Genomic DNA, 23,684 nt, shown 5'->3' with positions numbered 1-23,684 from the left:
GCATTGTAGAGGGCTCGGCTTCACCAAACTGCAATACGTTTGTCATCATGTTTCTGTTAGCGCGCCGCCACCGGGTTGCCGCTGCCATCGCCCATCAGGCTGGTGGCTAGCGCGGCACCGCGCTCGCGCACCACGGTCGTTACATTCAGCCCCTGGCGGTAGACCAGGGATTTCTCCTGCACCACCAGCTCGTCAAAGCGCAGGCGCGCCCAGACTTCGAAATACACCGATTTGACATCGAGCAGTGCGTTGGCATTGGTGAGCGCGGTGTTGCTGCTGAAGCGCTGCTGCAGCTCGGAGGTGCTCTCGAAAGCCTTGTTCAGCCGCATCTGGGTGATTTGCTGGGCCGTTGCAAAATCCAGGCCCTCCACGGCGGCCCAGATGACGGTGGCCGAGGCGGTATTGACGTTGACCCTGCTCTCCTGGGGCAGCAGCACCACATAGGGCTCCAGCTGGGTCAGGGTGGACGGCGACAGGCCCCACCAGGCCAGCTCCTTGTAGGTGCGGGGCAGCAGCGGCGCATTGGCGGCCTTGCCCTCGCTGCGCAGCGCGGCCAGCGCCTGCTGGCTGAGGACGGTCAGCTCGGCACCGGGCAGGCCCAGGCGCTCGAACAGGCGCTGGAACTGGCGCAGCGCAACGGTATTGATCTGGTTGTTGGCGACCAGGTTGCGGATGTTAAGGCGTGCCTGGGCATCGACAATCGCGCCCGACAAGAAAGCCTGCGCGGCATCGATGCTGCTGTCGTCGGCATTGCTCTGGTTGTTGGAGGCCTGCAAAAAGGTGGACAGGCGTGCTTCGGCCAGCGGCACCGACCAGGGCTCGGACAGCGAATCGGGGCCGCCCACGCGCGCATCCTGGCGCAGCACCTGGCGCGAGAAATCCAGCCCGCCCAGCAGCAGCCAGGCGGCCTGCACGCGGGTGCGCTCGGCGCCTTCCACCTCCAGATTGCGCCATTGCTGCCAGACGGCGCTGGCGGCAATGGTGGCCACCAGGGTCACGGTGAGCATGGCGGCCAGCAGTGCTGCGCCGCGCTGGCTGCGGCGGGGTAGGCGGAGCGGCTTCATGATTTGTTGCCCGACACGATGGGGTTGACCCAGTCGTTGGTGATAACACCCGACAGCGCGCCCGGAGCGGGCAGCTCCAGGCTCAGGCGGATGCCATCGGGCAGCGCCACCGTGGTGGGGTTGTTGGCATCGGTCTGGGGATTGGCGCCCTGGCTGGACAGCGGGTTGCTCCAGCTGTTGCCCCGGAAATACAGCAGCTGCCAGCCGCTGAGGGGCATCAGCACGGTTTGCTGCGGGCCGCCGTCGCCGGCATTGTTGGTCATGGCGCTGTTGGTAACCGCATGGGCGGCCATGTCCCAGGCCTGCTGCCACTGCTGCAGATCACGCACCGGCGATGATTGCCAGCGCACCCAGTAGGCGCGGTTGCCCAGGCTGCGCTGGGCCCAGCTGACGACGCGCAGGCCTTGTTCGTTGATGTCGCTGCTGCGGCGTGTGAGCCGCAGCACGCGGCCATCCCAGTCGATCGGGGTGGTGCCGGAAACGCGCTCGATGCCATTGAGGTCGGTGTTCCACTGCGACAGCGCGGCCTGCACCACCATCACCTCTTCGCTGTAATCGCGGGCCTGCTGCTGGGCGCGCACCATGCCGTCGATGCCGCGCCAGCTGGCGATGGTCATCACCGCCAGGATGGAGATGGCGATCAACAGCTCGATCAAGGTAAAGCCCTGGCTGCGCTGCTGACTAAAACGGAGGAAGCGCTGCATCAGTACCTCCCCACGATGGTGCTGAGGCGCAGCATAGGTGCGCCGCCGGAGAACACATGGGCATCGATGCGGCGGAAATCCGGGTTGGGCGTGGCAAACACGCCCACACGCACATCGAACATGCGGCCGGCCTGTTCGCAGGCCACGCTGGTGGTGCCCAGGCCCGGCAGTTGCTGGGAGAGGCGCGCGGCGATCAGCTGGTTTTCGGCGCAGATCTGCGCGAGCATCACATCGCTTTGGCGCCCTGCGGTCTGGGTCAGCGCGTTCATGGCCTTGCCGCCGGCGAGCAAGGCGATCGCGACAATGGCGAGCGCGACCAGCACCTCGATCAGGGTGAAGCCGGAGTGGGGCGAGGACTTGCTGCGCACGCGGTGCTTGTCAGGAAAGGGTTCAGGGGGCCTGCAGCTCAAAGGGGCGCACACCATCGGTGGCCACGGCAATGCTGCCCGCGCTGCGGTTGGGATAGGCCAGCACCACCGTCTGTGGGCCGATCAGTGCCTCGGGCCCCAGGATGATATCGCCACTGCTGCGCACCGCCACCGGCGGGTGCAGCCACGCGCCCTGGCGGGTGCCGCCTTGCAGGCCTTCGATCACAAAGCCCTGGCTGTCCGCCCGCCAGCGCACCGGCTGGCCGCTGGCACGGGACTGGGCCCGGGCGGCCTCCAGCTGCGCGGCCAGGCGCTGGCCTTCGCGCTGGAGTTGGTCCTGGCCGTTGTCGCCCATCGCAAACACCACGCCGGCGCTGGCCAGAGCCATCAAGGTGATGACGACCAGCAGCTCCATCAAGGTAAAGCCGCGCTGGCGGCGCGGCTGGAGGGGGTGTGGAAAGGGCATGGGGGCCGGAGAGCAGGGCAGCGGAAAAAGGCAGAAAGCAGGGATCAGGCGGGCTCAGTGCCGCTTATTGCCAGCTGCCGATGTCGGCATTGTTGCCTTCACCGCCGGCCTGGCCATCTGCACCAAAGCTCATCACATCGACTTCGCCTTTGACGCCAGGGTTCAGGTACTGGTAAGGGTGGCCCCAGGGGTCATTGGGCAGCTTTTCCAGGTAGGGCTTCCAGTTCATCGGCGCGGGGCCGGTGGTAGGGCGGTTGATCAGCGCGGCCAGGCCTTGCTCGGCAGTGGGGTAGCGCTGGTTGTCCAAACGGTAGCGCTTGAGCGCGCCGCTGATGTTGGTGATATCGGTGCGCGCGGCGGTCACGCGTGCTTCGTCGGCAGCGCCAATCACATTGGGCACGATTAGCGCGGCCAGCACGCCGATGATGACCAGCACCACCATCAGCTCGATCAGGGTAAAGCCGCGCTGGATGTTGGCTTGGATGCGGCGTGCAGCCGACTGCGGGCGGAAGGAAAACATCATGCTCTCAGGTCAAAGGGGGTCGAAGTGGTGAAACTGACATCTGGGTGCATCATAATCTGCGAATGGTGACACTATCACGCAACCCCTGGTCTCCTCGGCTGGCGGCCGGCCTTTTATGGGCTGGCGCTGCGGCATTGGCGGTGTTCTGGGGTCTCAAGCTGTCGGTGCCGCGCCAGGTGCTGTCGGCCCCCCAGGCCGGTGGCCCAGCCCAGGTGCAGGTTGATGGCGCTGCGATGGCGCGCCTCTTTGGCGTGCAGGATGGCGCGCCCGTTGCGGCGCCCGCCGCCCCCACCCGCTGGCGCCTGCTGGGCGTGATGGTGGGCAAGGACAGTGGCGGAGGCGCTGCCGTCATCGCCGTCGATGACCAGCCAGCCAAGGTGTTCCGCGTAGGCGCTACCGTTGCCGATGGCCTGGTGCTGCAGGCCCTGCGCAGTGATGCCCCGCGCGCCGTGAGCCTGGGCGCTGGTGTCGATGGCCCGGCCGCTGTCACCATCAACCTGCCTGCGTTGCGCCCAGTGGATGTGGTGGCTGCACCAATCTCGGCCAATGCTCCGAATGCCGTGCCTGCGGCCCCGCAAGCTGCTGCACCTGCACCTGCGCCCGTGCCCGTGCCGGCGGCTGCGGCCAATGTGGACCGCAGCACGGGTTCGCTACGCGACTGATCGCCTGGGCTTTACGTAAAAGTTTGTTGGGCGCGGGCAGTAGCGGTCAAAGATCGCTGAACAGCGGCAATCGCAGCCATTCCCCATAAGCGAGTTTGACCGAGGGCCAGTCCTTGGCCAGCGGCAGCCTTTGGCCCCTTGTCAGCAGCCAGTGCGCGCATTGGGCGACACCAGCGTGGCTGATCCAGAGAACGGGCTGGCCGGTTTCCCGCGCCTGCTGGCGTGCGGCATCCAGCGCACGCGTGACGCGCGCCATCATCGTGGCCAGTGATTCGCCGCCGCCTGGCGCATAGGCCATGAAGTCGGCGGTCCAGGCCTGCATCTCTTCACGCGCAATGCCATCCCAGCGCTGGCCTTCCCAGGCGCCAAAGTCCATTTCTGCCAGATCATTGCAGGCACGCAGCTGGAATGCGGGTGCCTGCATCTGCAAGGCGGTGGCCAGCTGCGTGCAGCGCTGCAGCGGGGAGTGCCAGACGGTGCCGGCCGGCAGCGCCTCGGCCGTCCAGGCGCCTTGCAGAGCCTGCGCGGCGGCGGCGGTAGCCCTGTCGTCGGCGGCCAGGTCCGTGCGGCCGTAGCAGACCCCCGGCGCCACCAGCGGCTGGGCATGGCGCTGCAGCCACAGCGCCGTCATGCCAGCGCCTGGGCCAGCCAACTGCCGGCAGGGCCCAGCGACAGCGCTGCACCCAGATAGAACGCTATCTCGCTGACCTGTTCAGCAGCGCCCAAGCCATCGCCGGTAAAGCCTTGCAGGCGGCGCTGCAGCCATTGGCGCATCCACAGCGCAGCGGCGGCGCTGAGCACCAGGGCGAGCAACAGGACCTCCCAGCCTTCGACCAGGCCCAGCAGCAGGGCGGCGGGCAAGGACCAGGCTACACAGCAAGCCAGGCCTTTGCGGCTGATAAAGGCCGCCAGCGGCTTGCTTTTGGACGAGGCGCTGTCGCCCACATGGGGCAGGCTGCGCACCACAAACATGGGCCAGAGGCGGGCGATGACATGGGCGGCCACCAAGCTCGCCATGGCCAAGGACAGGCTGTGGCTGGCCAGCAGCGCGATGAGGGCGGTCTTGCTGAGCACGGCCAGCACCATGGCCATCGCGCCATAGGCACCGATGCGCGAGTCCTTCATGATCTCCAGCGCGCGCTCACGCTGGTGGCTGCCGCCCAGGCCATCGACCACATCGCTCAAACCATCCTCATGGAAGCAGCCGGTGAGCAGCACGGTGGCCAAGGTGCTGAGCACGGCAGCGACCAGTGGGCTGTAGCCATTGCCAGACGGCAGCAGCAGGCTGCTGGCGGCCAGCACACCGGCGCCCACCAGGCCCACGATCCAGCCTACGCCGGGGAAGTGGCCGGCGCTGGCGCGCAGCATCTCGGGGCTGTAGCCTACCCAATCGCCCAGCTTGCCGGTGACCGGAATGCGGGTGAAAAACTGCACCGCCAACAGAAAATGGCGCAAGGCTTGCATGCTGCGGGTGGGGTGGTTGGGCTTTAGGCCTGCAGGAACAAGCGGTAGGCCGGGTTCTGGGTCTCTTCGATCCAGGGGTAGCCCAGGTTGTTCAGGAACTGCTCAAAGCTCTGCGAATCTTCCTGGGGCACTTGCATGCCCACGAGGATGCGGCCGTAATCTGCACCTTGGTTGCGGTAGTGGAACAGCGAGATGTTCCAGTTCGGGGCCATCAGGCTCAGGAACTTGAACAGCGCGCCGGGCCGCTCGGGGAAGATGAAGCGCAGCAGGCGCTCGTCCTGCGCGAGCTGCGAGCGCCCGCCGACCATGTGGCGCACATGCTCCTTGGCCAGCTCATCAAAGGTCAGGTCCAGCGCTTCAAAGCCGTTCTTCTGGAAGTTGCGGCAGATCTTTTCCGACTCGCCCTTGCTGTTGGTCGAGATGCCGACAAAGACATGGGCGCGCCGGTCATCGCTGATGCGGTAGTTGAATTCGGTCACGCTGCGTGCGCCACCGGGCAGGTTGCCAATGACTTCGCAGAAACGCTTGAAGCTGCCGCGCTCCTCAGGGATGGTGACGGCAAACAGCGCTTCCTTTTCCTCGCCCACATCGGCGCGCTCGGCGACGAAGCGCAGGCGGTCAAAGTTCATGTTGGCGCCGCTCAGGATCGCGGCATAGGTCTCGCCCTTGGTCTTGTTCTTGGCCACATACTGCTTGATACCGGCCACGGCCAGCGCGCCCGAGGGCTCGACGATGGAGCGGGTATCGACAAAGATGTCCTTGATCGCAGCGCAGACGGCATCGGTGTCGACGGTGATGTATTCATCGACCAGGCCATGGGCGACGCGGAAGGTTTCCTCGCCCACCAGCTTGACGGCGGTGCCATCGGCAAACAGGCCCACATCGTTCAGTGCCACACGCTTGCCTTCGCGGGCCGACTGGACCATCGCGTCCGAATCGTTCATCTGCACGCCGATGACCTTGATCTCGGGCCGTACGGCCTTGATGTAGTTGGCCACCCCGGCGATCAGGCCGCCGCCGCCAATCGCGACAAAGACCGCATTCAGCGGCGAGGAGCCGATTTTCTGCACCTGGCGCATGATCTCCATCGCGATCGTGCCCTGGCCGGCGATGACATCGGGGTCATCAAAGGGGTGGACAAAGGTCAGGCCCTGTTCCTGTTGCAGCTTGAGCGAGTGCTCATAGGCATCGCTGAAGCTTTCGCCCATCAGCACCACTTCGCCACCCAGGCCCTTGACGGCATCGACCTTGACCTGCGGCGTAGTGGTGGGCATCACGATCACCGCGCGGGTGCCCATGCGGCTGGCCGACAGTGCCACGCCCTGGGCATGGTTGCCTGCCGAGGCGCAAATGACGCCTGCCTTGAGCTGTTCGGCCGTCAGGTGGGCCATCTTGTTGTAGGCGCCGCGCAGCTTGAAGCTGAATACGGGTTGCTGGTCTTCACGCTTGAGCAGCACCTTGTTGTGCAGGCGGCGGCTGAGGTTCTTGGCGGAGTCCAGGCTGGATTCAATGGCCACGTCATAGACACGCGCAGTGAGGATTTTCTTCAGGTAATCGGCCGGCGTCAGCGCGGCAGCAGTCTTGGAGGGCATAGGGATGCACGCTAGAGAAATGAGGCAACGAGAAGGTAGCGCATGCGGATGGCGCGCCTGGTTGATGCGCCAGCCCGCAAGGCATGCGCGGGTCGCGGCATGGGCGGGGGTGGCGGGCATCAGGTGATCGAAAGACCGATGCACTATAACCGCTGGCGTTCACTGGAGCGGACCGGCAGTGGATTTGCGCCTGAGGCGGGCAGAAAAAAAGCCCCTGATGTGAATCAGGGGCTTGAAACCACCATTTGAGAGGTGGAGGAGACAACTTGCAAGCTACATCCAGCAGTTTTGGCATGGCCTGGCTGTGGAGCAGCAGATGGGTCCAAGTATAGCGATGTTTCTGCTGCGATGCAGCAAAATAATGCCCGCAACCATTTTTTTCTCCAATGCTGTTGATAGACAGCAACAAATAGCAGGGGTTAGGGCAGATCTGCCACACTTGTGACGTCTGATTTTTGGAGAGATGCAATGGAATGCACGGTGACGTGGACGGGTGCGAGTGGCGCCCGCTCGGGAATGGGCTTTGTGGCAGAAACCGGCAGCGGCCATGTGGTGGCCATGGATGGCGCGCCCGACGCGGCCAACCCGGCCAACGGCGGCCAGAACTTGGCTGCCCGCCCCATGGAGCTGCTGCTGGCAGGCACCGGCGGCTGCACCGCCTATGACGTGGTGCTGATCCTCAAGCGCGGCCGCCACGATGTGAAAAACTGCACCGTGGCCCTGAAGGCCGAGCGCGCCGACACCGAACCCAAGGTGTTCACCAAGATCCATATGCAGTTCACCGTCACCGGCAAAGGCATCCCGCCAGCCGCAGTGGAACGCGCCATCGCAATGAGCCACGAGAAATACTGCTCGGCCAGCATCATGCTGAGCAAGACGGCCGAGATCACCACGGGGTTTGACCTGGTGGAGGCCTAAAAACGCAGCGCGCAAGCGATGTTGTAGAAAAGCCGCCTTGCAGGGCGGCTTTTTGTTGGGCAGCTTGGCCGGCAGTTTCTGTGGACAGACGGCCCTCTTTATATATGGTGCGCCGTAACAGTCATCACCTTGGAGGCGATCTTCATCAGCATCCGGGCGGGCAGGGGCACGGGCAGGGCGCCTGCGTCCACCGCTGCAGCGGCATGGCGCTCCTCGTCGGCCTTCATCTGGCTGACGACGGCCCGCGATGGAGCGTCGTGTGCTGGCAACAGCTCCAGGTGGGACTGCAGGTGCAGGGACACCTGGTTTTCGGTTTCTTCGACAAAACCCAGGCTGGCGCGGTCGCTGACCTTGGCCGCCACGGTGCCGATCACAAAAGCGCCGGCAAACCACAGCGGGTTGAGCAAGCTGGGGCGCTCGCCCAGGTCCTGCAGGCGCTGGTGGGTCCAGGCCAGGTGGTCCATCTCTTCCTGGGCGGCTTCGAGCAGGTGCTCGCGCAGATGCTCATCGCGCGTGACCATGGCCTGGGCGGTGTAGAGCGCCTGTGCGCAGACCTCGCCCACATGGTTGACCCGCATATAGGAGGCGGAGAGTTTTTTCTCCTCAGGACTGAGATCGGGCTCGTCCATGCCCGTGGCAGGCGAGGGGGTGGCCGCACGGGGCGTTGCAAACAGGGTGCGCAGCGCAGTATCTGCTGCGCAAAGGAGTCGTTCTTGCATAGGTTGCCATGCTAACCAGTAGAATACACCCCGCTGCAAACATGGCGAATCTCCTCTGAAACGGCTTGTTTTGCAGCAAATTTTTGTCGAAAAATGGGACGGCGGCTGACATTCGTTAAACGTTGCACTCAAGCAACGATTTGCAGCGAATAGGTCCTCAAATGGGGGAATTTGTTTGCGCAACCGCCTGCGGTCTGTTGAAATAGAGAGAACTTCCACACTAGGAGGTTGGCGCGGGAGCAGGTAGAAGTTGTGCAGAACCGTGAGGCTGACATCAACCCCCCCGTACCAGCGCCGTCTGTTAAACCTTGGAGTAACTCGCAATGAAAAAATCTCTTGTTGCCTTGGCAGTGCTGGCCGCTTCCGGCGCCGCAATGGCTCAATCTTCCGTGACCCTGTTCGGTATCGTTGATGCTGGCGTGACCTACGCTAAGACCAGCGGTGGCGAAAGCAACTACGGTCTGACCAACTCCGGTAACGCCACCAGCCGTCTGGGCTTCCGCGGCGTGGAAGATCTGGGTGGCGGTCTGAAGGCTGGTTTCTGGCTGGAAGGCGCAATCCAGAACGACAGCGGTACCGCTTCCGGCGGCGGCGCTGCAGGTCCTGGCTTCGAGTTCAAGCGTCGTTCCACCGTGTCCCTGATGGGCAACTTCGGTGAAGTGCGTCTGGGTCGTGAACTGACCGCAGCTTACAACACCGTGTCTGGCTACGACGTGTTCGGCCAAGTCGGTATCGGCCAAAACTTCAGCTTCGGCAACGGCACCTACGGCTTCGGCGACCCAGTTCGCGTGGGCAACATGGTTTCGTACTACACCCCTAACATGTCCGGCTTCACCGCTGGCGTGAACTACGGCTTCGGCGAAACCGCTGGTGACAGCTCCGCTAAGCGTTACATCGGCGTGTCCGCTGGTTACAACAACGGCCCTCTGAGCGCCGGTATTGCTTACGACCAGCAAAACGATCCTACCGCCAGCTTCGAAAAGGCTCAAGGTCTGGGTCTGGGCGCTGCTTACAACTTCGGCGCTTTCAAGCTGTCGGGCCTGGTCCGTCAAGTGCAAAGCACCCCAGTTGGTGGTGGCAGCAAGGCTAAGTTCCAGTCCGCTGGTCTGGGCGCAACGGCTGCTGTCGGCGCTGCTGGCGAAGCACGTCTGGCTTACAACTACTACGACAACAAGGAAATCGAAGGCAAGGCTCACCAGCTGTCGCTGGGCTATGTCCACAACCTGTCGAAGCGCACCGCTCTGTACGGCACCTACGCTTTCCTGAAGAACCAGAAGAGCGAAACCATGAGCCTGTCGGCTAACGGCCTGGGCATCGACCCAGCTGGCGCTGGCAAGAACCAAAACGCTATCACCGTTGGTGTGCGTCACGCTTTCTAATGAATGGCTAGGGTGACCTAGCTACTCAACCTGAAATGCAAAAAGCCCGTCGAAAGACGGGCTTTTTTTTGCCTGTTCGCTGGCAGTCGCTCGCTGGCTGGCAGGGATTCAGGCACTGTTGCGGCGGCATCCATGCTGGTTCGCGCATTTGCATGCCCTCACGGCTGATGCCGGATGAGGAGGCTGCGCCTTGGATAGGCTTCAAACTCCTGGCCTGCTGTTCCTTTCTGCCAACGCTAACAGCTAACTGCAGCGTGGCCTGTTGCAGTCTTCCTACAAGCAGCGCTCTGTATCGCTGCTGATAGCCCCCAAGATGCTGCTGTTGTGCTTTCTTGCACACAGAGAGAGCAGGTGTCAGTGCAGGCCTGCAATGCAGGCCTTTGCCTATTTGGCAGACGAAGCCGTGTTTTGCCCGACAAAACACCTGCTTTTGCCGGTCACCTAGCAGAAATAAATGGAACTCGGGAATATCCCCGCCTTGGGGGAAGCACCATGCGGAAGATCGATTCCTTGCGGCATAGTGAAGCACTACTATTCTGCGAGGACTTATGAAACAGCCTTCTCTTGCTCTGGTTGCGATAGCGGTAGCCACCGTTTTGTCAGCTGGCGTGGCCCAGGCCAAGCCCTTCAAGTGGGCCAGCCAGGCCGATGTTGCCAGCTGGGATATCCACGCGCAAAACAATGGCCTGCACAACGCCATTCACCCTTACGTCTACGAGACCCTGGTTACCTATAACAGCAAGACCTTTGAGGTCGAGCCACTGCTGGCCACCTCTTGGAAAGAGGTGACCCCCAAGCAGATGCGCTTTGCATTGCGCCAGGGCGTGAAGTTCCAGGACGGATCGAGCTTTACCGCCGATGACGCCGTGTTCTCGATCACGCGTGCGATGGCCAAGACATCGAACTATGGCCCCTTTGTGCAGGGCATCGAGAAGGTCGTCAAGGTCGATGACGCGACTATTGACATCTTCATGGTCGACCCCAACCCGGTGCTGCTGCGCCAGATGACCGAGCTGCGCATGATGAGCAAGGCTTGGTCGGAGAAGAACAAGTCCACCGAACCGATGGACATCAAGAAGTCCGACGAGAATTTTGCCCACCGCAATGCGATGGGCACGGGGCCTTTCATCCTCGAATCCTGGCAGCCCGATGTACGCATGGTGCTCAAGAGGAACCCCAACTGGTGGGGACAGATGCCGGGCAATGTGACCTCGATCACCTATACCCCGATCAAGTCGGCGCCCACCCGCATGGCGGCGCTGCTGTCGGGTGAAGTGGACATGGTGCTCGATCCCACACCCCAGGACCTGAACCGCCTGCGCGCCAGCCCGGATCTGAAGATCCTCGAAGGCCTGGAGAATCGTACGATTTTCTTCGGCATGGACCAGTTCCGTGACGAGCTGCCCGGGTCGAACGTCAAAGGCAAGAACCCGCTCAAGGACCAGAAGGTGCGCCAGGCGCTGTACCAGTCCATCGATATCCAGGCGATCACCAAGACCATCCTGCGTGGCCTGGGCAAGCCCACCGGCACCTTGGTGGCACCTCAGGTCAACGGCTGGACCGAGGCAGTCGGTCAGCGTCTGCCCTATGACCAGGAGGCCGCCAAGAAGCTGCTGGTTCAAGCGGGTTACCCCGATGGTTTTGAGGTGGACTTTGCCTGCCCCAACAACCGCTATATCAGCGACGAGGCGATCTGCCAGGCGGTCACCGCGATGTGGGCCAAGGTAGGGGTCAAGGCCAAGCTGCGCACCTTGCCGATGGTCACCTACTTCCCGATGATCCAGCGCAACGAAGCGAGCATCTACATGCTGGGCTGGGGCGTGCCTACCTTCGATTCGCTCTACAGCCTGCAGTCGCTGGTGCGCACCGTCGGCAAGGGCGGCGACGGAAACTACAATGTCGGCCGCTACAGCAATGAACGCATGGACTACCTGGTCGATCGCGTCAAAACGGAAACCGACCAGCCCGTGCGCACCCGCATGCTGACCGAGGGCTTGCAGCTGTCCAACGACACGGTCTCCCACCTGCCACTGTATGACCAAGTGATCCCCTGGGCGATGAAGAAGAACATCGACCTGGTGCACCGTGCTGACAACCGGGTCGACATCAAGCTGGTGACAGTCCGCTGACCAGCGGCGAGCCGTTTGCAGGCCTGCCGCCCGATAGGGTGGCAGGCTGTTCCATAAAAAGCGAAAGAAGAATAGGCAGACAACACGGGTGCTGGGGATCCTCTGCAGAGCCCTCGCCAAAACGGGATGGACACCGATCGGGACGAGACGCCAGCGGCTCGCCCGGGCCTGCGTTCAGACCATGGCGGAGCGTTTTGCAAAGGGTCCTGGGCACCTTCCCTCTGTTTGTCACGATGAGAGTCAGCCATGTTTGCATTCATATTGCGCCGATTGATACAGGCGGTGATCGTGATGATCGCCGTGGCGTTCATTTCCTTCATGTTGTTCCAGTATGTGGGTGATCCGGTCACCTTCCTGCTGGGCCAGGATGCCACCCCACAGCAGATTGCCGAGTTGCGCAGCGCGCTGGGGCTGGACAAACCGTTCTTCGTGCAGTTCTGGCACTTTCTGGTGAATGCCGCCCAGGGCGAATTCGGCATCAGCCTTCGCCAGGGGGCCAAGGTCTCGTCCTTGATTGCCGAGCGCTTCCCGGCGACCTTCGAGCTGGCTATGGTGGCTGCCTTGCTGGCCCTGGTCATTGGCGTGCCGATGGGCGTGTATGCTGCGCTGCGGCGTGGCAGCTTCATGAGTCAAGTGTTCATGACCCTGTCGCTCCTGGGCGTGTCCTTGCCCACCTTCCTGATCGGTATCTTGCTGATCCTGATCTTCTCGGTGCATCTGGGCTGGTTCCCGAGCTTTGGCCGTGGCACGACGATGCAGCTGGGCTTTTGGAGCACCGGCCTGCTGAGCGCCAAGGGCTGGCACCACATCATCCTGCCGGCCATCACGTTGGCGGTGTTCCAGCTCACCTTGATCATGCGCCTGGTGCGCGCCGAGATGCTGGAGGTGCTGCGCACCGACTACATCAAGTTTGCCAAGGCCCGGGGCCTGAGCAACCGCACCATCTACTTTGGCCATGCCTTGAAGAACACGCTGGTGCCGGTGATGACCATCACCGGTCTGCAGCTGGGCGGCCTGATTGCCTTCGCCATCATCACCGAGACCGTGTTCCAGTGGCCGGGCATGGGCCTGCTGTTCATCCAGGCGGTGACCTTTGCCGATATCCCCGTCATGGCCGCCTACCTATGCCTGATTGCGCTGATTTTTGTGGTGATCAACCTCGTGGTCGATCTGTTGTATTTTGCTGTTGACCCGCGTCTGCGCGTCGAAAAATCGGGAGGGCACTGAGATGCCTCGTCTGCCTTATAACGCGAGCTCGCGTGCCTTTTCGCACCTGGCCCAGATCCATCCGGAACTGACGGCCTTCCGCCGTGACCTGCATGCCAACCCGGAGCTGGGCTTCGAAGAAAAATACACCGCTGCCCGCGTGAGCGAGGCCTTGCGCCTCTGCGGTGTGGACGAGATCCACCAGGGCATCGGCAAGACTGGCGTGGTTGGCGTGATCCGGGGCCAGAAGCACGGCAGCGGCCGCATGATTGGCCTGCGCGCAGACATGGATGCACTGCCGATCACCGAACAGGGCAACTGCAGCTGGCGCTCCGGCAAACAGGGGCTGATGCACGCCTGCGGCCATGACGGCCACACCGCCATGCTGGTGGGCGCGGCGCGTTACCTGGCCGAGACCCGCAATTTTGATGGCACCGCCGTGCTGATCTTCCAGCCGGGCGAAGAAGGCTACGCCGGTGCGCGCGAGATGATCCAGGATGGACTGTTCGATCGCTTCCCGGTCGATTCGGTCTATGCCATGCACAACTGGCCTGCGATGCGCCAGGGCATGATCGGCATCAACCCCGGCGCCATGATGGCGGCGGCCGACCGCATCCAGATCAATATCAGCGGCAAGGGCGGGCATGGCGCGCACCCCTACCAGACCAATGATGTGGTGCTGGCATCGGCCCATTTGATCACCGCCATCCAGTCCATCGTCTCGCGCAATGTGCGCGCGATCGATGCAGCCGTTATCAGCATTTGCGCGGTGCAATCCGGTGACCTGGCCGCCTACAGCGTGACGCCAGGCACGTCCACCTTGGTGGGCACCGTGCGTACCTTCAACCCCGATGTGCAGAACATGATCGAGCGCCGCCTGGGCGAGCTGTGCCAGGCGCTGGGCCTGGCCTTTGGCGTTAATGCGCAGCTGCAGTACGAGCGCTCCTATCCGGCGACGATCAACACTTCGGAAGAAGCGCTGTTTGCCGGCGATGTGGCGGCCGATCTGGTCGGCGAGCCGCTGGTGGTGCGCAACATGGACCCGAGCATGGGCGCCGAGGACTTCTCCTTCATGCTGCAGCAAAAGCCGGGGGCCTATCTGCGCCTGGGACAGGCCGTCGGTGACGACATCATTCCGCTGCACAACAACCGCTATGACTTCAATGACGATGTGCTGCCGCTGGGAGCAGCGCTGCATGCCGGCATCGTCGAGCGTGGCATGCCACTTGCATTGGGCTAAAGCCTCAGCTCCCGGCCCCGGTTGGGCCGGACTTGATAAAAGGGGAGAACGATGAAACACACGATGAGCAAGACCTTGTTGGTATCGATGTTGGCTGCCGCCTATGTTTCCGCCGGCGCGCAGACCGTGCGCATCGGTTCCCAGGGCGATGCCCTGTCCATGGACCCGCATTCCTTCAATGAGACGGTGCAGCTGAGCGTGACCGGCAACGTCTACGAGCCCCTGGCCGGCCGCAACAGGGATTTGAGCCTGCGCCCGGTGCTGGCCACCCAATGGGAGCAGACCTCGCCCACCGTCTGGCGCTTTACCTTGCGCAAGGGCGTGCAGTTCCACGATGGCACGCCGTTCACGGCCGATGATGTGGTGTTCTCGATGATGCGCACCCAGTTGGAGGGTTCGGACATGAAGTCCTACACCAACCCCATCAAGGAGACGCGCAAGGTCGACGACTACACGGTCGATATCGAGACCAAGGACCCGGCACCGATCCTGCCGAGCATGATCTCGCAGGTCTACATCATGAGCAAGGCTTGGTCCGAGGCCAACAATGCCGTCAACCCGGTGGACCGCCGCAAGGGCATCGAGAACACGGCCTCGTTCAAGGCCAATGGCACCGGGCCGTACCGTGTGCGCGAGCGCCAGCCCAATGTTCGCACCGTCTTCAACCGCAGCGCCAACTACTGGGACAAGATCGACGGCAATGTGCAGGAAGTCGTCTACACGCCGGTCGCCAACGATGCCACCCGCGTGGCCGCGCTGCTGTCGGGCCAGGTCGATGTGATCGACCCGGTGCCAGTGCAGGACTTAGACCGCGTGGCCAACACCGGCAGCACCCGCGTGGTGTCCGGGCCGGAGCTGCGCGCCATCTTCATGGGCATGGACCAGAAGCGCGATGAGCTGCTGAACGCCAGCGTCAAGGGCAAGAACCCGTTCAAGGACAAGCGCGTGCGCCAGGCCTTCTACCAGGCCATCGATATCGAAGGCCTGCACAAGCAGGTGATGCGCGGGGCATCGGGCAACCTGGCCACCTTGATCGGCAAGGGTGTCAATGGCTACGCCGATGACATCAAGCGCCTGCCCTACGACCCGGCCGCCGCCAAGAAGCTGCTGACCGAGGCGGGCTACCCCGATGGCTTCTCGCTGACCTTGAACTGCTCGAACGACCGCTACATCAATGACAGCCGCATCTGCCAGGCGGTCTCGGCCAACCTGGCCAAGATCGGCGTGAAGGTGCAGCTCAATGCCGAGACCAAGGGCACCTATTTCCCGCGCATCATGCGCCATGAAACCGCCTTCTACATCCTCGGCTGGACGCCTTCGACCTACGACGCACACAACCCGCTGCTGGCCTTGATGAACTGCAATGACGGCAAGGGTGCGGGCGCGTTCAACTATGGCAACTACTGCAACCCCAAGGTCGATGCGCTGACCCGCCAGGTGCAGTCCGAGACCGATACGGCCAAGCGCAACCAGGCGATCCACGAAGCGCTGCAGACCGTGGCCGACGACGTGGGCTACCTGCCGCTGCACCAGCAGTTCATGAACTGGGGTGTCAGCAAGAACGTGGAGCTGGTGCAGATGGCCGATGGCTTCATGCCTTTCAAGTGGATGACGGTGAAGAAGTAAATGCCTGGGCCGCTGCGCTGCAGCGGCCAGCGATTAGAGAGAGAAGATGACGATGAAAAACCGAATCAGGCGCTGGATGGACAGCGATGTGGGCTACAGCTTTCGCAAGTCGCCCACGGCCATCGTGGCGGCCCTTATTGCGGCGGTATGCGTGTTCTGCGCGCTGTTTGCCGGCTGGGTGGCGCCCCATAATCCCTTTGACCTGACCACCCTCGAGCTGAGCGATGCGCGCATCCCGCCGGTCTGGAGCGAAGAGGGAGGCTGGAAATACATCCTGGGCACCGACGACCAGGGCCGCGACATTCTGTCGGCGCTGATGTATGGCGCCCGCATTTCGCTGATCGTGGGCCTGGCCTCGGTGGCCCTGTCCGTCGTCGTAGGTGTGGGCCTGGGCCTGCTGGCCGGCTTCAAGGGCGGCTGGATCGATTCGGTGCTGATGCGCCTGTGCGATGTGATGCTGTCCTTCCCCGCCATTCTGGTGGCCTTGCTGATCGCTGGCGTGGGCCGTGCGGTGTTTCCCAATGCCAATGAGTCGCTGGCCTTTGGCGTGCTGATCCTCTCGATCTCGCTGACGGGCTGGGTGCAGTATGCGCGCACGGTGCGTGGCTCCACGATGGTGGAGCGCAACAAGGAATACGTGCAGGCCGCCCGCGTTACCGGCGTGGCACCGCTGCGCATCATGGTCAAGCATGTGCTGCCCAATGTGCTGGGCCCCGTCATGGTGCTGGCCACCATCCAGGTGGCGACGGCCATCATTACCGAGGCGACCCTGTCCTTCCTGGGTGTGGGCGCGCCGCCCACCTCGCCCTCGCTGGGCACCCTGATCCGCGTGGGCAATGATTACCTGTTCTCCGGTGAGTGGTGGATCACGATCTTCCCGGGCCTGATGCTGGTGCTGATCGCGCTGTCGGTCAACCTGCTGGGCGACTGGCTGCGCGATGCGCTCAACCCGCGCCTGCGTTGATGGTGCGGACACAAGACGAACAAGGAACAACCACGATGTCATTGTTGGAAGTTAAAAATCTGGTGGTCGAGTTTCCCAATCGCCATGGTGTGCTGCGGGCGCTGGACAACATCTCCTTTTCCATCGCCCCCGGCGAGATCCTGGGCGTGGTCGGCGAATCGGGTGCGGGCAAGTCGCTGACTGGCGCGTCCATCATCGGCCTGCTGGAGCCGCCAGGCCATGTGGCTTCGGGCGAGATCGTGCTCGAAGGCGAGCGCATCGACAACCTGTCCGCGGACAAGATGCGCCACATCCGGGGCCGCCGCATTGGCGCGATCTTCCAGGACCCGCTCACCTCGCTGAACCCGCTCTACACCGTGGGCCGCCAGCTGATCGAGACCATCCAGACCCACCTCCAGCTCTCGGCGGCGGAGGCGCGCCAGCGTGCGATCCAGCTGCTCAAGGATACCGGCATTCCGGCAGCCGAAGAGCGGATCGACCATTTTCCGCACCAGTTTTCTGGCGGCATGCGCCAGCGGGTGGTGATTGCGCTGGCGCTTGCGGCCGAGCCCAAGCTGATCGTGGCCGACGAGCCCACGACGGCGCTCGACGTGTCGATCCAGGCGCAGATCATCAGCCTGCTCAAGAACATCTGCCGCACCCGAGGCGCGGCCGTGATGCTGATCACCCATGACATGGGCGTGATCGCCGAGACCTGTGACCGGGTCGCGGTGATGTATGCCGGCCGTGTTGCAGAAATCGGCCCGGTGCATGAGGTGATCAACCACCCGGCGCACCCCTATACCCGGGGCCTGATGGCGTCCATCCCCGATATGGAAGCCGACCGCGAACGCCTCAACCAGATTGACGGCGCCATGCCCCGGCTCAATGCCATCCCCAAGGGCTGCGCTTTCAACCCGCGCTGCCCCCAGGTGTTTGACCGCTGCATGGAGCAGCGCCCCGAGCTGATGATGGCTGGCGCCACGCAGGCCGCCTGCTGGCTGCATGCGCCCGATTACCAGCCCCAAGTGGCTGCCACCGAGGACACGGTATGAGCGAGATGGCAACCATGACGAACAAGGACGCAGCAGCGCTGCCAAGCGCTGGCGACAAGCAGCCCCTGGTGCAGGCCCGTGACCTAGCCAAGACTTTTGATGTGTCCGCACCCTGGCTCAACCGGGTGCTGGAGCGCAAGCCGCGCAGCCTGCTGCGCGCCGTCGATGGCGTGAGCTTTGACATCGAAAAGGGCAAGACCCTGGCCCTGGTGGGCGAGTCCGGCTGCGGCAAGAGCACGGTGGCGCGCCTGCTGGTGGGCTTGTACGGCCCCACGCGCGGCACCTTCACCTTCGACGGCCAGGATGCGCATGCCGCCTTCCGCGACCCGAACGCGCGTGCGATGCGCCGCCGCGTGCAGATGATCTTCCAGGATCCCTATGCCAGCCTGAACCCGCGCTGGTCGGTCGAGCAGATCATTGGCGAGCCGCTCAAGGAGCATGGCCTGATCACCAACACCGAGCAGCTCAAGGCCCGCGTTGCCGAGCTGCTGGTGCAGGTGGGCCTGGCGCCGATGGACATGCTTAAGTACCCGCACCAGTTCTCGGGCGGGCAGCGCCAGCGCATCTCCATCGCCCGCGCACTGGCGACCGAGCCGGAGTTTCTGGTCTGCGACGAGCCCACCTCGGCGCTCGACGTCTCCGTGCAGGCCCAGGTGCTCAACATCATGAAGGACCTGCAGAAAAAGCGCGGTCTGACCTATCTGTTCATCTCGCACAACCTCGCGGTGGTGCGCCATGTCAGCGATCAGGTGGGTGTCATGTATTTGGGTAGGCTTGTAGAACTGGCCGATAAGCAAACCCTGTTTGCCAAACCACGCCACCCCTATACGCGCATGCTGCTCGATGCCATCCCGAAGATGCACGACACCGGCAAGGCACGCACACCCGTGCAGGGCGAGGTGCCCAATCCGCTGAATCCTCCCACCGGTTGCGCGTTCAATCCGCGCTGCCCGCTGGCCAATGAGCGCTGCCGCAGCGAGCGCCCACAGCTGATCGATGATGCCGGCGTGAAAGTGGCCTGCCATGCGGTCGAGGAAGGACGCATTCCGGTGCTGTAAAACACCGGTCTTTTGCAAAACCGGCGTCTCAGGCGCCGGTTTTGCTGTGGGGCGCACCCGCTTGCTAAGCCCCTTTGCTATTACAGAAAGTCACACCTACGTCATCTAGCGGACAAACCATAGAGCTCTTTGTCATAACGGAGAGAGCAGAAATGGTTGCATTGTCAGTGCGAGAGGGTGCACGTCAGGTGATGGTTTGGACGGTGTGCGGTGTGGCGGCTGCCGTATTGGTGGCTTGCGGTGGAGGCGGCTCCAGCGACAACGACAGCGAAAAAGACGATGTGCTGACGATCTTGCACATCAACGACCACCACTCCACCTTGGCCAGCAAGACGGCCACCCTGCAACTGCCGGTGGACGGCAAGACCACGGCCGTGACCGTGGACGCCGCAGGTTTCCCCCGCGTGACGGCCGCCATCGACGCGATCGCTGCCCAGTCGACCCATGTGCTGAAGCTGCACGCCGGCGATGCGGTGACCGGTACCCTGTACTTCAACCGCGCAGGTGCCGATGGCGAGGCCGACATGGCCATGCTCAACACCGTGTGCTTTGATGCCTACACCCTGGGCAACCACGAATTCGACAAGGGCGACTCGGGTCTCAAGGGCATCCTGGACCGCCTCAAGACGGGCCGATGTGCCACGCCGGTGCTGAGCGCGAACGTGCAGTTTGGCGCCAACTCGGCGCTGAACCCCAGCCGCGCACCGAACATGGTCTCGCCCTCCACCGTGGTGGAACGTGGCGGCCAGAAGATCGGTATCGTCGGCCTGACCATTGCGCAAAAGACCAAGGCCTCCTCCAGCCCCGACAAGGACACCTTGTTCGAAGACGAAGCCGTGGCGGCCCAGCGCGAAATCGACAAGCTGCAGGCCCAGGGCGTCAAGCGCATTGTGCTGCTGAGCCACATCGGCTACGACAACGACCGCAGCATCGCCAAAAAGCTGCGCGGTGTGGACGTGATCGTCGGCGGTGACTCGCACACCCTGCTGGGCCCAGACGCGATGAAGACCATCGGCGTGGGCACGCCAGGCGGCGCCTACCCCACCAACACCACCGACCTCGACGGCAAGCCCGTCTGCATCGTGCAGGCCTGGGAATACTCGCAAGTCGTGGGCGAGCTGAAGGTCAAGTTCGACAAGGACGGCGTGGTCAGCCAGTGCGAAGGCACGCCCCACGTGCTGATCGGCGATGACTTCAAGATCGCCGGCACTGCCGCGACCGAAGCCCAGCGCACGTCCATCATCAGCAGCGTGAATGCCGCCGGCTTCCTGCGCATCACCGCGCCTTCGGCCCAGGCCGCCGCCGTGCTCAAGCCTTTCACCGAAAAGGTTGCCAGCTTCAACGTGACCAAGGTGGCCTATGCACCGCAAGAGCTGTGCTCGCGCCGTGTACCGGGCGGCGAAGGCAGCTCGGACTACAGCCGCTCCAGCGCGGCCTGCAACACCGAAGGCAGCGTCAGCCTGCGCGGTGGCGACATCCAGCAGCTGGTGGCCCAGTCTTACCTGGAAGTGGCCAACGAACACTACGGCGGTGCCGACATCTCGCTGCAAAGCGGCGGTGGCGTACGCATTCCGCTGAACGGTGAAGTGACCGCTGCCAATGCGATCCAGGTGCTGCCGTTTGGCAACATGCTGTTCCGCCTGGATGTCACCGGCACGGAAGTCAAGGGCATGCTCGAAGACGGCCTGGAAGCCGTGTACGGCGCTGGCGGTTCGACCGGCCCTTACCCTTACACCGGCGGTATGCGCTTTGACGTGAATGCCAAGGCCGCCTTTGGCAGCCGTGTCACGGGTATCGAAGTGCGCGACACCACCACCGGCCAATGGGCTGCGCTGGACCAGGGCAAGACCTACCGCCTGTTCGTGCTGAGCTTCAACGCCAACGGCGGTGACGGCTACAAGACCCTGGCCTCCGTGCCTGCAGCGCGCCGCCTCGACATCGGCGTGCTCGATGCCGATGTGTTCTTCAACTACATCGAATCGCAGCCCAAGGATGCAACGACCGGTCTGCCAGCGCTCAAGCGCCTGTCCACCGACCTGTACAGCACCAAGAGCTTTGTGGACGCGCGTTGATCGCTGACCCCGCATGACCACGGGGCAGCCTTGGCTGCCCCGTTTTTCGTTGCGTCCAGCCGAAAACGCCCTCAGGTATAGCGCTTGGCGTGCAGGTTGTCCTTCATCTGCTGCAGCACCGGCTGCAGCGGCTCGCCGATGCGCAGCGCCACGCTGGTGGCCAGCACATCCAGGATCAGCAGGTGCAGCAGGCGCGAAACCATCGGGCTGTAGCGGTCGTAGCCTTCGGGGTGGTCGGCAGCCAGGTGGATATTGGCCGCGCGTGCCAGCGGCGAGCCGCTGGCGGTGATGGCGATCGTCGTGGCGCCATTGCGCTTGGCGATGTCGGTGGCATCCATCAGGTCGCGGGTGCGGCCGGAGTTGGAGATGACGATGGCGCAGTCGCCCGCGCCCAGCATGGTCGCACTCATCACCTGCATATGGCCATCGCTGGTCGCCAGGCTGGTGACGCCCAGGCGAAAGAACTTGTGCTGCCCATCCTGCGCAACGATGCCGGAGTTGCCCACGCCATAGAACTCAATGCGCTTGCCCGCCTGCCAGGTCGCCACGATGGCGCTGGATGCGGCCTCCAGCGCCGTGGTGCTGGCCGCATTGCGGTAGGCCAGAAAGGCCGCGACCGAGTTGTCCACCACCTTGACCAGTACATCGCTGGTCTTGTCATCGGCATCGACGCTGCGGTGGATAAAGGGCACGCCTTCGCTGACGCTGCCGGCCAGCTTGAGCTTGAAATCGGCCAGGCCGTCATAGCCCATGCTGCGGCAAAAGCGCACCACGGTGGGTTTGCTGACATGGGCCAGCTCGGCCAGCTCGCGCACCGGGCGCGAGGCAAAGGCACGCGGATCGGCCAGCACCAGGCGCGCCACGCGCTGCTCGGCCGGTGCCAGCGAGGGGAGGGAGGCGGTGATGCGGTCTAGCATGGCGTTACCTTGAAGCGGGTGAAGCGGTGGTGGGTGGTGGCGTTCAAAACTCTTCCATCCAGCTGTGGCCGTCGCGCGCCACCAATGCGCTGGCTGCGCCCGGGCCCCAATGCCCGGCCACATAGGGGCGCGGGCTTTCGCCGCGGGCATTGGCCTGTTGCCAGGCTTCCAGAATCGGCTCCACCCATTGCCAGGCGGCCTCTTGTTCGTCGGCACGCACAAACAGGTTCAGGCGCCCGGCGATCACATCGAGCAGCAGGCGTTCGTAGGCGCCCACGCGCTCGGTGCCAAAGCGCTGGTCAAAGTCCAGGTCCAGCGCCGCAGGCGACAAGGTCTGCACGCCGCCGGTATCGGCCTGGCTCTGCGCGGCGGCCATCAGCTGCAGGGTCAGGCCATCCTTGGGCTGCAGGTGGATGGTCAGGCGGTTGGCCGCACCCAGCGGCGTGCGGTAGATGGCATGCGGCACCTGGCGGAAATGCACGACGATCGAGGCCTCGCGCCCGGCCAGGCGTTTGCCGGTGCGGATGAAAAACGGCACGCCGGCCCAGCGCCAGTTGCTGATCTCGGTGCGCAGCGCCACAAAGGTTTCAGTCTGGCTGTTGGGCGAGACGCCTTCTTCCTGGCGGTAGCCCGGCACCGGCTTGCCGGCAATCTGGCCGGCCGCGTATTGGCCGCGCACCACGTCGCGGATCACCGTCTCCGGCGTCCAGCGCTTGAGCGATTGCAGCACCTTGAGCTTTTCATTGCGGATCGCATCGGCATCGGCGCTGATGGGCGGCTCCATGCCTATCGCGCACAGCAGCTGCAGCGCATGGTTTTGCACCATGTCGCGCAGCGCGCCGGTGCTTTCGTAGAACTCGCCACGCTTTTCCACGCCCAGCTGCTCGGCCATCGTGATCTCGATGCTGGCGATGTTCTCGCGCCGCCACAGTGGCTCGAAGATGGCATTGCCAAAACGCAGGGCCAGCAGGTTCTGGACCGAGGGCTTGCCCAGGTAGTGGTCGATGCGGAAGATCTGCGTTTCGGAAAACACCTCGCGCACGGCCGCGTTGATGGCGCGGTTCGAAGGCAGGTCATGGCCCAGCGGCTTTTCCAGCACCACGCGGGTGCGCTCGGTGGCCAGGCCTGCAGCGCCCAGTTGCTCGCAGACGGTGGTGAACAGCGAGGGCGCCGTGGCCAGGTACATCACCACGGTGTCGGCATCGCGCGCCTGCAGCAGCTCGCGCAGCGCGGCATAGTCGGCCGGCTGCGACAGGTCCATGCGCAGGTAGTGCAGGTGCTGGGCAAAGCGGGCAAATTCCGCATCGCTGGGCCGCTTGTCGGCTTCGACCTCGGCCAGCCGCTGGGCGATCAGCGCGCGATATTCGTCGTCGCTCATCGCGCCACGGCCTACGCCGATGATGCGCCCGTCGGCAGGCAGGCTGCCATGGCGGAAAGATTGAAACAGCGCGGGCAGCAATTTGCGCCAGGCCAGATCGCCGGTGCCGCCAAACAAAACCAGATCAAAACGCATGAAACTTCCTGAACATCAAGGCAGGTATTAATGTAACTCAGTTTCATGTCTTGGGAGAAGCCGTAG

Annotated in this window: 22 protein-coding genes; 11 read left to right on the top strand and 11 right to left on the bottom strand. The window is 63.5% G+C overall.

Features of this window, described 5'->3' with window-relative positions; genetic code table 11:
• Positions 1–56 precede the first annotated feature (56 nt).
• From gspK to gspG, 5 genes are all read right to left on the bottom strand, one after another.
• Complete coding sequence (gspK, locus tag LPW39_RS19950) at positions 57–1,064, bottom strand: type II secretion system minor pseudopilin GspK (protein ID WP_230779128.1); 1,008 nt, start codon at positions 1,062–1,064, stop codon at positions 57–59.
• A complete protein-coding gene (locus LPW39_RS19945; RefSeq protein ID WP_230779125.1) occupies positions 1,061–1,768 on the bottom strand; it encodes a prepilin-type N-terminal cleavage/methylation domain-containing protein in 708 nt (235 codons plus the stop codon). The genes gspK and LPW39_RS19945 overlap by 4 nt, the downstream gene beginning before the upstream one ends.
• Entirely contained in the window at positions 1,768–2,193 is a 426-nt protein-coding gene (gene gspI, locus LPW39_RS19940) for a type II secretion system minor pseudopilin GspI (RefSeq protein ID WP_269075898.1), read from the bottom strand. The genes LPW39_RS19945 and gspI overlap by 1 nt, the downstream gene beginning before the upstream one ends.
• A complete protein-coding gene (locus LPW39_RS19935; RefSeq protein ID WP_230779119.1) occupies positions 2,159–2,602 on the bottom strand; it encodes a pilus assembly FimT family protein in 444 nt (147 codons plus the stop codon). Before LPW39_RS19935 ends, gspI begins: the two co-directional genes overlap by 35 nt.
• A gap of 64 nt (positions 2,603–2,666) precedes the next feature.
• Positions 2,667–3,125, bottom strand: a complete 459-nt coding sequence (gene gspG / locus LPW39_RS19930) for a type II secretion system major pseudopilin GspG (protein WP_330166624.1) — start codon at positions 3,123–3,125, stop codon at positions 2,667–2,669.
• Between the two features lie 62 nt (positions 3,126–3,187).
• On the opposite strand from gspG, the gene LPW39_RS19925 reads away from it, so the two are divergent.
• Positions 3,188–3,787, top strand: coding sequence for a type II secretion system protein N (locus LPW39_RS19925; RefSeq protein ID WP_230779116.1), 600 nt, complete (start codon positions 3,188–3,190; stop codon positions 3,785–3,787).
• A gap of 46 nt (positions 3,788–3,833) precedes the next feature.
• On the opposite strand, the gene LPW39_RS19920 is transcribed toward LPW39_RS19925, so the two are convergent.
• Genes LPW39_RS19920 through ilvA form a run of 3 tightly spaced genes read right to left on the bottom strand, consistent with a single transcriptional unit; the run spans position 3,834 to position 6,843 of the window.
• On the bottom strand, positions 3,834–4,418 hold the full coding sequence (locus LPW39_RS19920; RefSeq protein WP_230779113.1) for a histidine phosphatase family protein: 585 nt from the start codon (positions 4,416–4,418) through the stop codon (positions 3,834–3,836).
• Entirely contained in the window at positions 4,415–5,251 is an 837-nt protein-coding gene (gene cobS / locus LPW39_RS19915) for an adenosylcobinamide-GDP ribazoletransferase (protein WP_230779110.1), read from the bottom strand. Before cobS ends, LPW39_RS19920 begins: the two co-directional genes overlap by 4 nt.
• Before the next feature lie 23 nt (positions 5,252–5,274).
• Positions 5,275–6,843 carry a threonine ammonia-lyase, biosynthetic gene (gene ilvA / locus LPW39_RS19910; RefSeq protein ID WP_230779107.1) on the bottom strand — a complete coding sequence of 523 codons (1,569 nt, stop codon included), beginning with the start codon at positions 6,841–6,843 and terminating at the stop codon, positions 5,275–5,277.
• 468 nt (positions 6,844–7,311) lie between these two features.
• Between ilvA and LPW39_RS19905 the strand changes: the two genes are divergently transcribed.
• Positions 7,312–7,761 (top strand): OsmC family protein, encoded by a 450-nt coding sequence (locus LPW39_RS19905; RefSeq protein ID WP_133857709.1) that lies wholly within the window; start codon positions 7,312–7,314, stop codon positions 7,759–7,761.
• A gap of 98 nt (positions 7,762–7,859) precedes the next feature.
• Here the strand turns inward: LPW39_RS19905 and coq7 are convergent, their stop codons facing one another.
• The gene (gene coq7, locus LPW39_RS19900; protein ID WP_230779104.1) at positions 7,860–8,480 is read right to left on the bottom strand and encodes a 2-polyprenyl-3-methyl-6-methoxy-1,4-benzoquinone monooxygenase; all 621 of its coding nucleotides are present in this window, start codon (positions 8,478–8,480) and stop codon (positions 7,860–7,862) included.
• Positions 8,481–8,803: 323 nt separating this feature from the next.
• On the opposite strand from coq7, the gene LPW39_RS19895 reads away from it, so the two are divergent.
• The 9 genes from LPW39_RS19895 to LPW39_RS19855 all read left to right on the top strand — a co-directional run bounded on the left by LPW39_RS19895 (position 8,804) and on the right by LPW39_RS19855 (position 21,188).
• On the top strand, positions 8,804–9,859 hold the full coding sequence (locus tag LPW39_RS19895; protein WP_230779101.1) for a porin: 1,056 nt from the start codon (positions 8,804–8,806) through the stop codon (positions 9,857–9,859).
• A gap of 548 nt (positions 9,860–10,407) precedes the next feature.
• Positions 10,408–11,988 carry an ABC transporter substrate-binding protein gene (locus tag LPW39_RS19890; protein ID WP_230779098.1) on the top strand — a complete coding sequence of 527 codons (1,581 nt, stop codon included), beginning with the start codon at positions 10,408–10,410 and terminating at the stop codon, positions 11,986–11,988.
• Positions 11,989–12,234: 246 nt separating this feature from the next.
• On the top strand, positions 12,235–13,215 hold the full coding sequence (locus tag LPW39_RS19885; protein ID WP_133857713.1) for an ABC transporter permease: 981 nt from the start codon (positions 12,235–12,237) through the stop codon (positions 13,213–13,215).
• 1 nt (position 13,216) lies between these two features.
• Positions 13,217–14,434, top strand: a complete 1,218-nt coding sequence (locus LPW39_RS19880) for a M20 aminoacylase family protein (protein WP_230779095.1) — start codon at positions 13,217–13,219, stop codon at positions 14,432–14,434.
• A gap of 51 nt (positions 14,435–14,485) precedes the next feature.
• Positions 14,486–16,060, top strand: coding sequence for an ABC transporter substrate-binding protein (locus LPW39_RS19875; protein ID WP_230779091.1), 1,575 nt, complete (start codon positions 14,486–14,488; stop codon positions 16,058–16,060).
• A gap of 52 nt (positions 16,061–16,112) precedes the next feature.
• Positions 16,113–17,024, top strand: a complete 912-nt coding sequence (locus LPW39_RS19870; protein WP_230779087.1) for an ABC transporter permease — start codon at positions 16,113–16,115, stop codon at positions 17,022–17,024.
• Positions 17,025–17,059: 35 nt separating this feature from the next.
• Entirely contained in the window at positions 17,060–18,058 is a 999-nt protein-coding gene (locus LPW39_RS19865; RefSeq protein WP_230779084.1) for an ABC transporter ATP-binding protein, read from the top strand.
• Positions 18,059–18,063: 5 nt separating this feature from the next.
• Positions 18,064–19,116: an ABC transporter ATP-binding protein gene (locus LPW39_RS19860; RefSeq protein WP_230779335.1), complete on the top strand. Its 1,053-nt coding sequence runs from the start codon at positions 18,064–18,066 to the stop codon at positions 19,114–19,116.
• 152 nt (positions 19,117–19,268) lie between these two features.
• The gene (locus tag LPW39_RS19855) at positions 19,269–21,188 is read left to right on the top strand and encodes a bifunctional metallophosphatase/5'-nucleotidase (protein WP_407928881.1); all 1,920 of its coding nucleotides are present in this window, start codon (positions 19,269–19,271) and stop codon (positions 21,186–21,188) included.
• A 71-nt stretch (positions 21,189–21,259) separates the two neighbouring features.
• Here LPW39_RS19855 and LPW39_RS19850 read toward each other — a convergent pair whose 3' ends face one another.
• A complete protein-coding gene (locus tag LPW39_RS19850) occupies positions 21,260–22,105 on the bottom strand; it encodes a MurR/RpiR family transcriptional regulator (protein WP_133857719.1) in 846 nt (281 codons plus the stop codon).
• 43 nt (positions 22,106–22,148) lie between these two features.
• Positions 22,149–23,618: a glucose-6-phosphate dehydrogenase gene (gene zwf / locus LPW39_RS19845; protein WP_230779081.1), complete on the bottom strand. Its 1,470-nt coding sequence runs from the start codon at positions 23,616–23,618 to the stop codon at positions 22,149–22,151.
• Between the last annotated feature and the right edge of the window lie 66 nt (positions 23,619–23,684).

Origin of the sequence: Comamonas koreensis (assembly GCF_021026195.1) — a bacterium.
Taxonomy (GTDB): domain Bacteria; phylum Pseudomonadota; class Gammaproteobacteria; order Burkholderiales; family Burkholderiaceae_C; genus Comamonas; species Comamonas koreensis.
The sequence above is the reverse complement of the archived record's forward strand: the minus strand, read 5'-3'. Positions and strand labels throughout refer to the sequence as shown.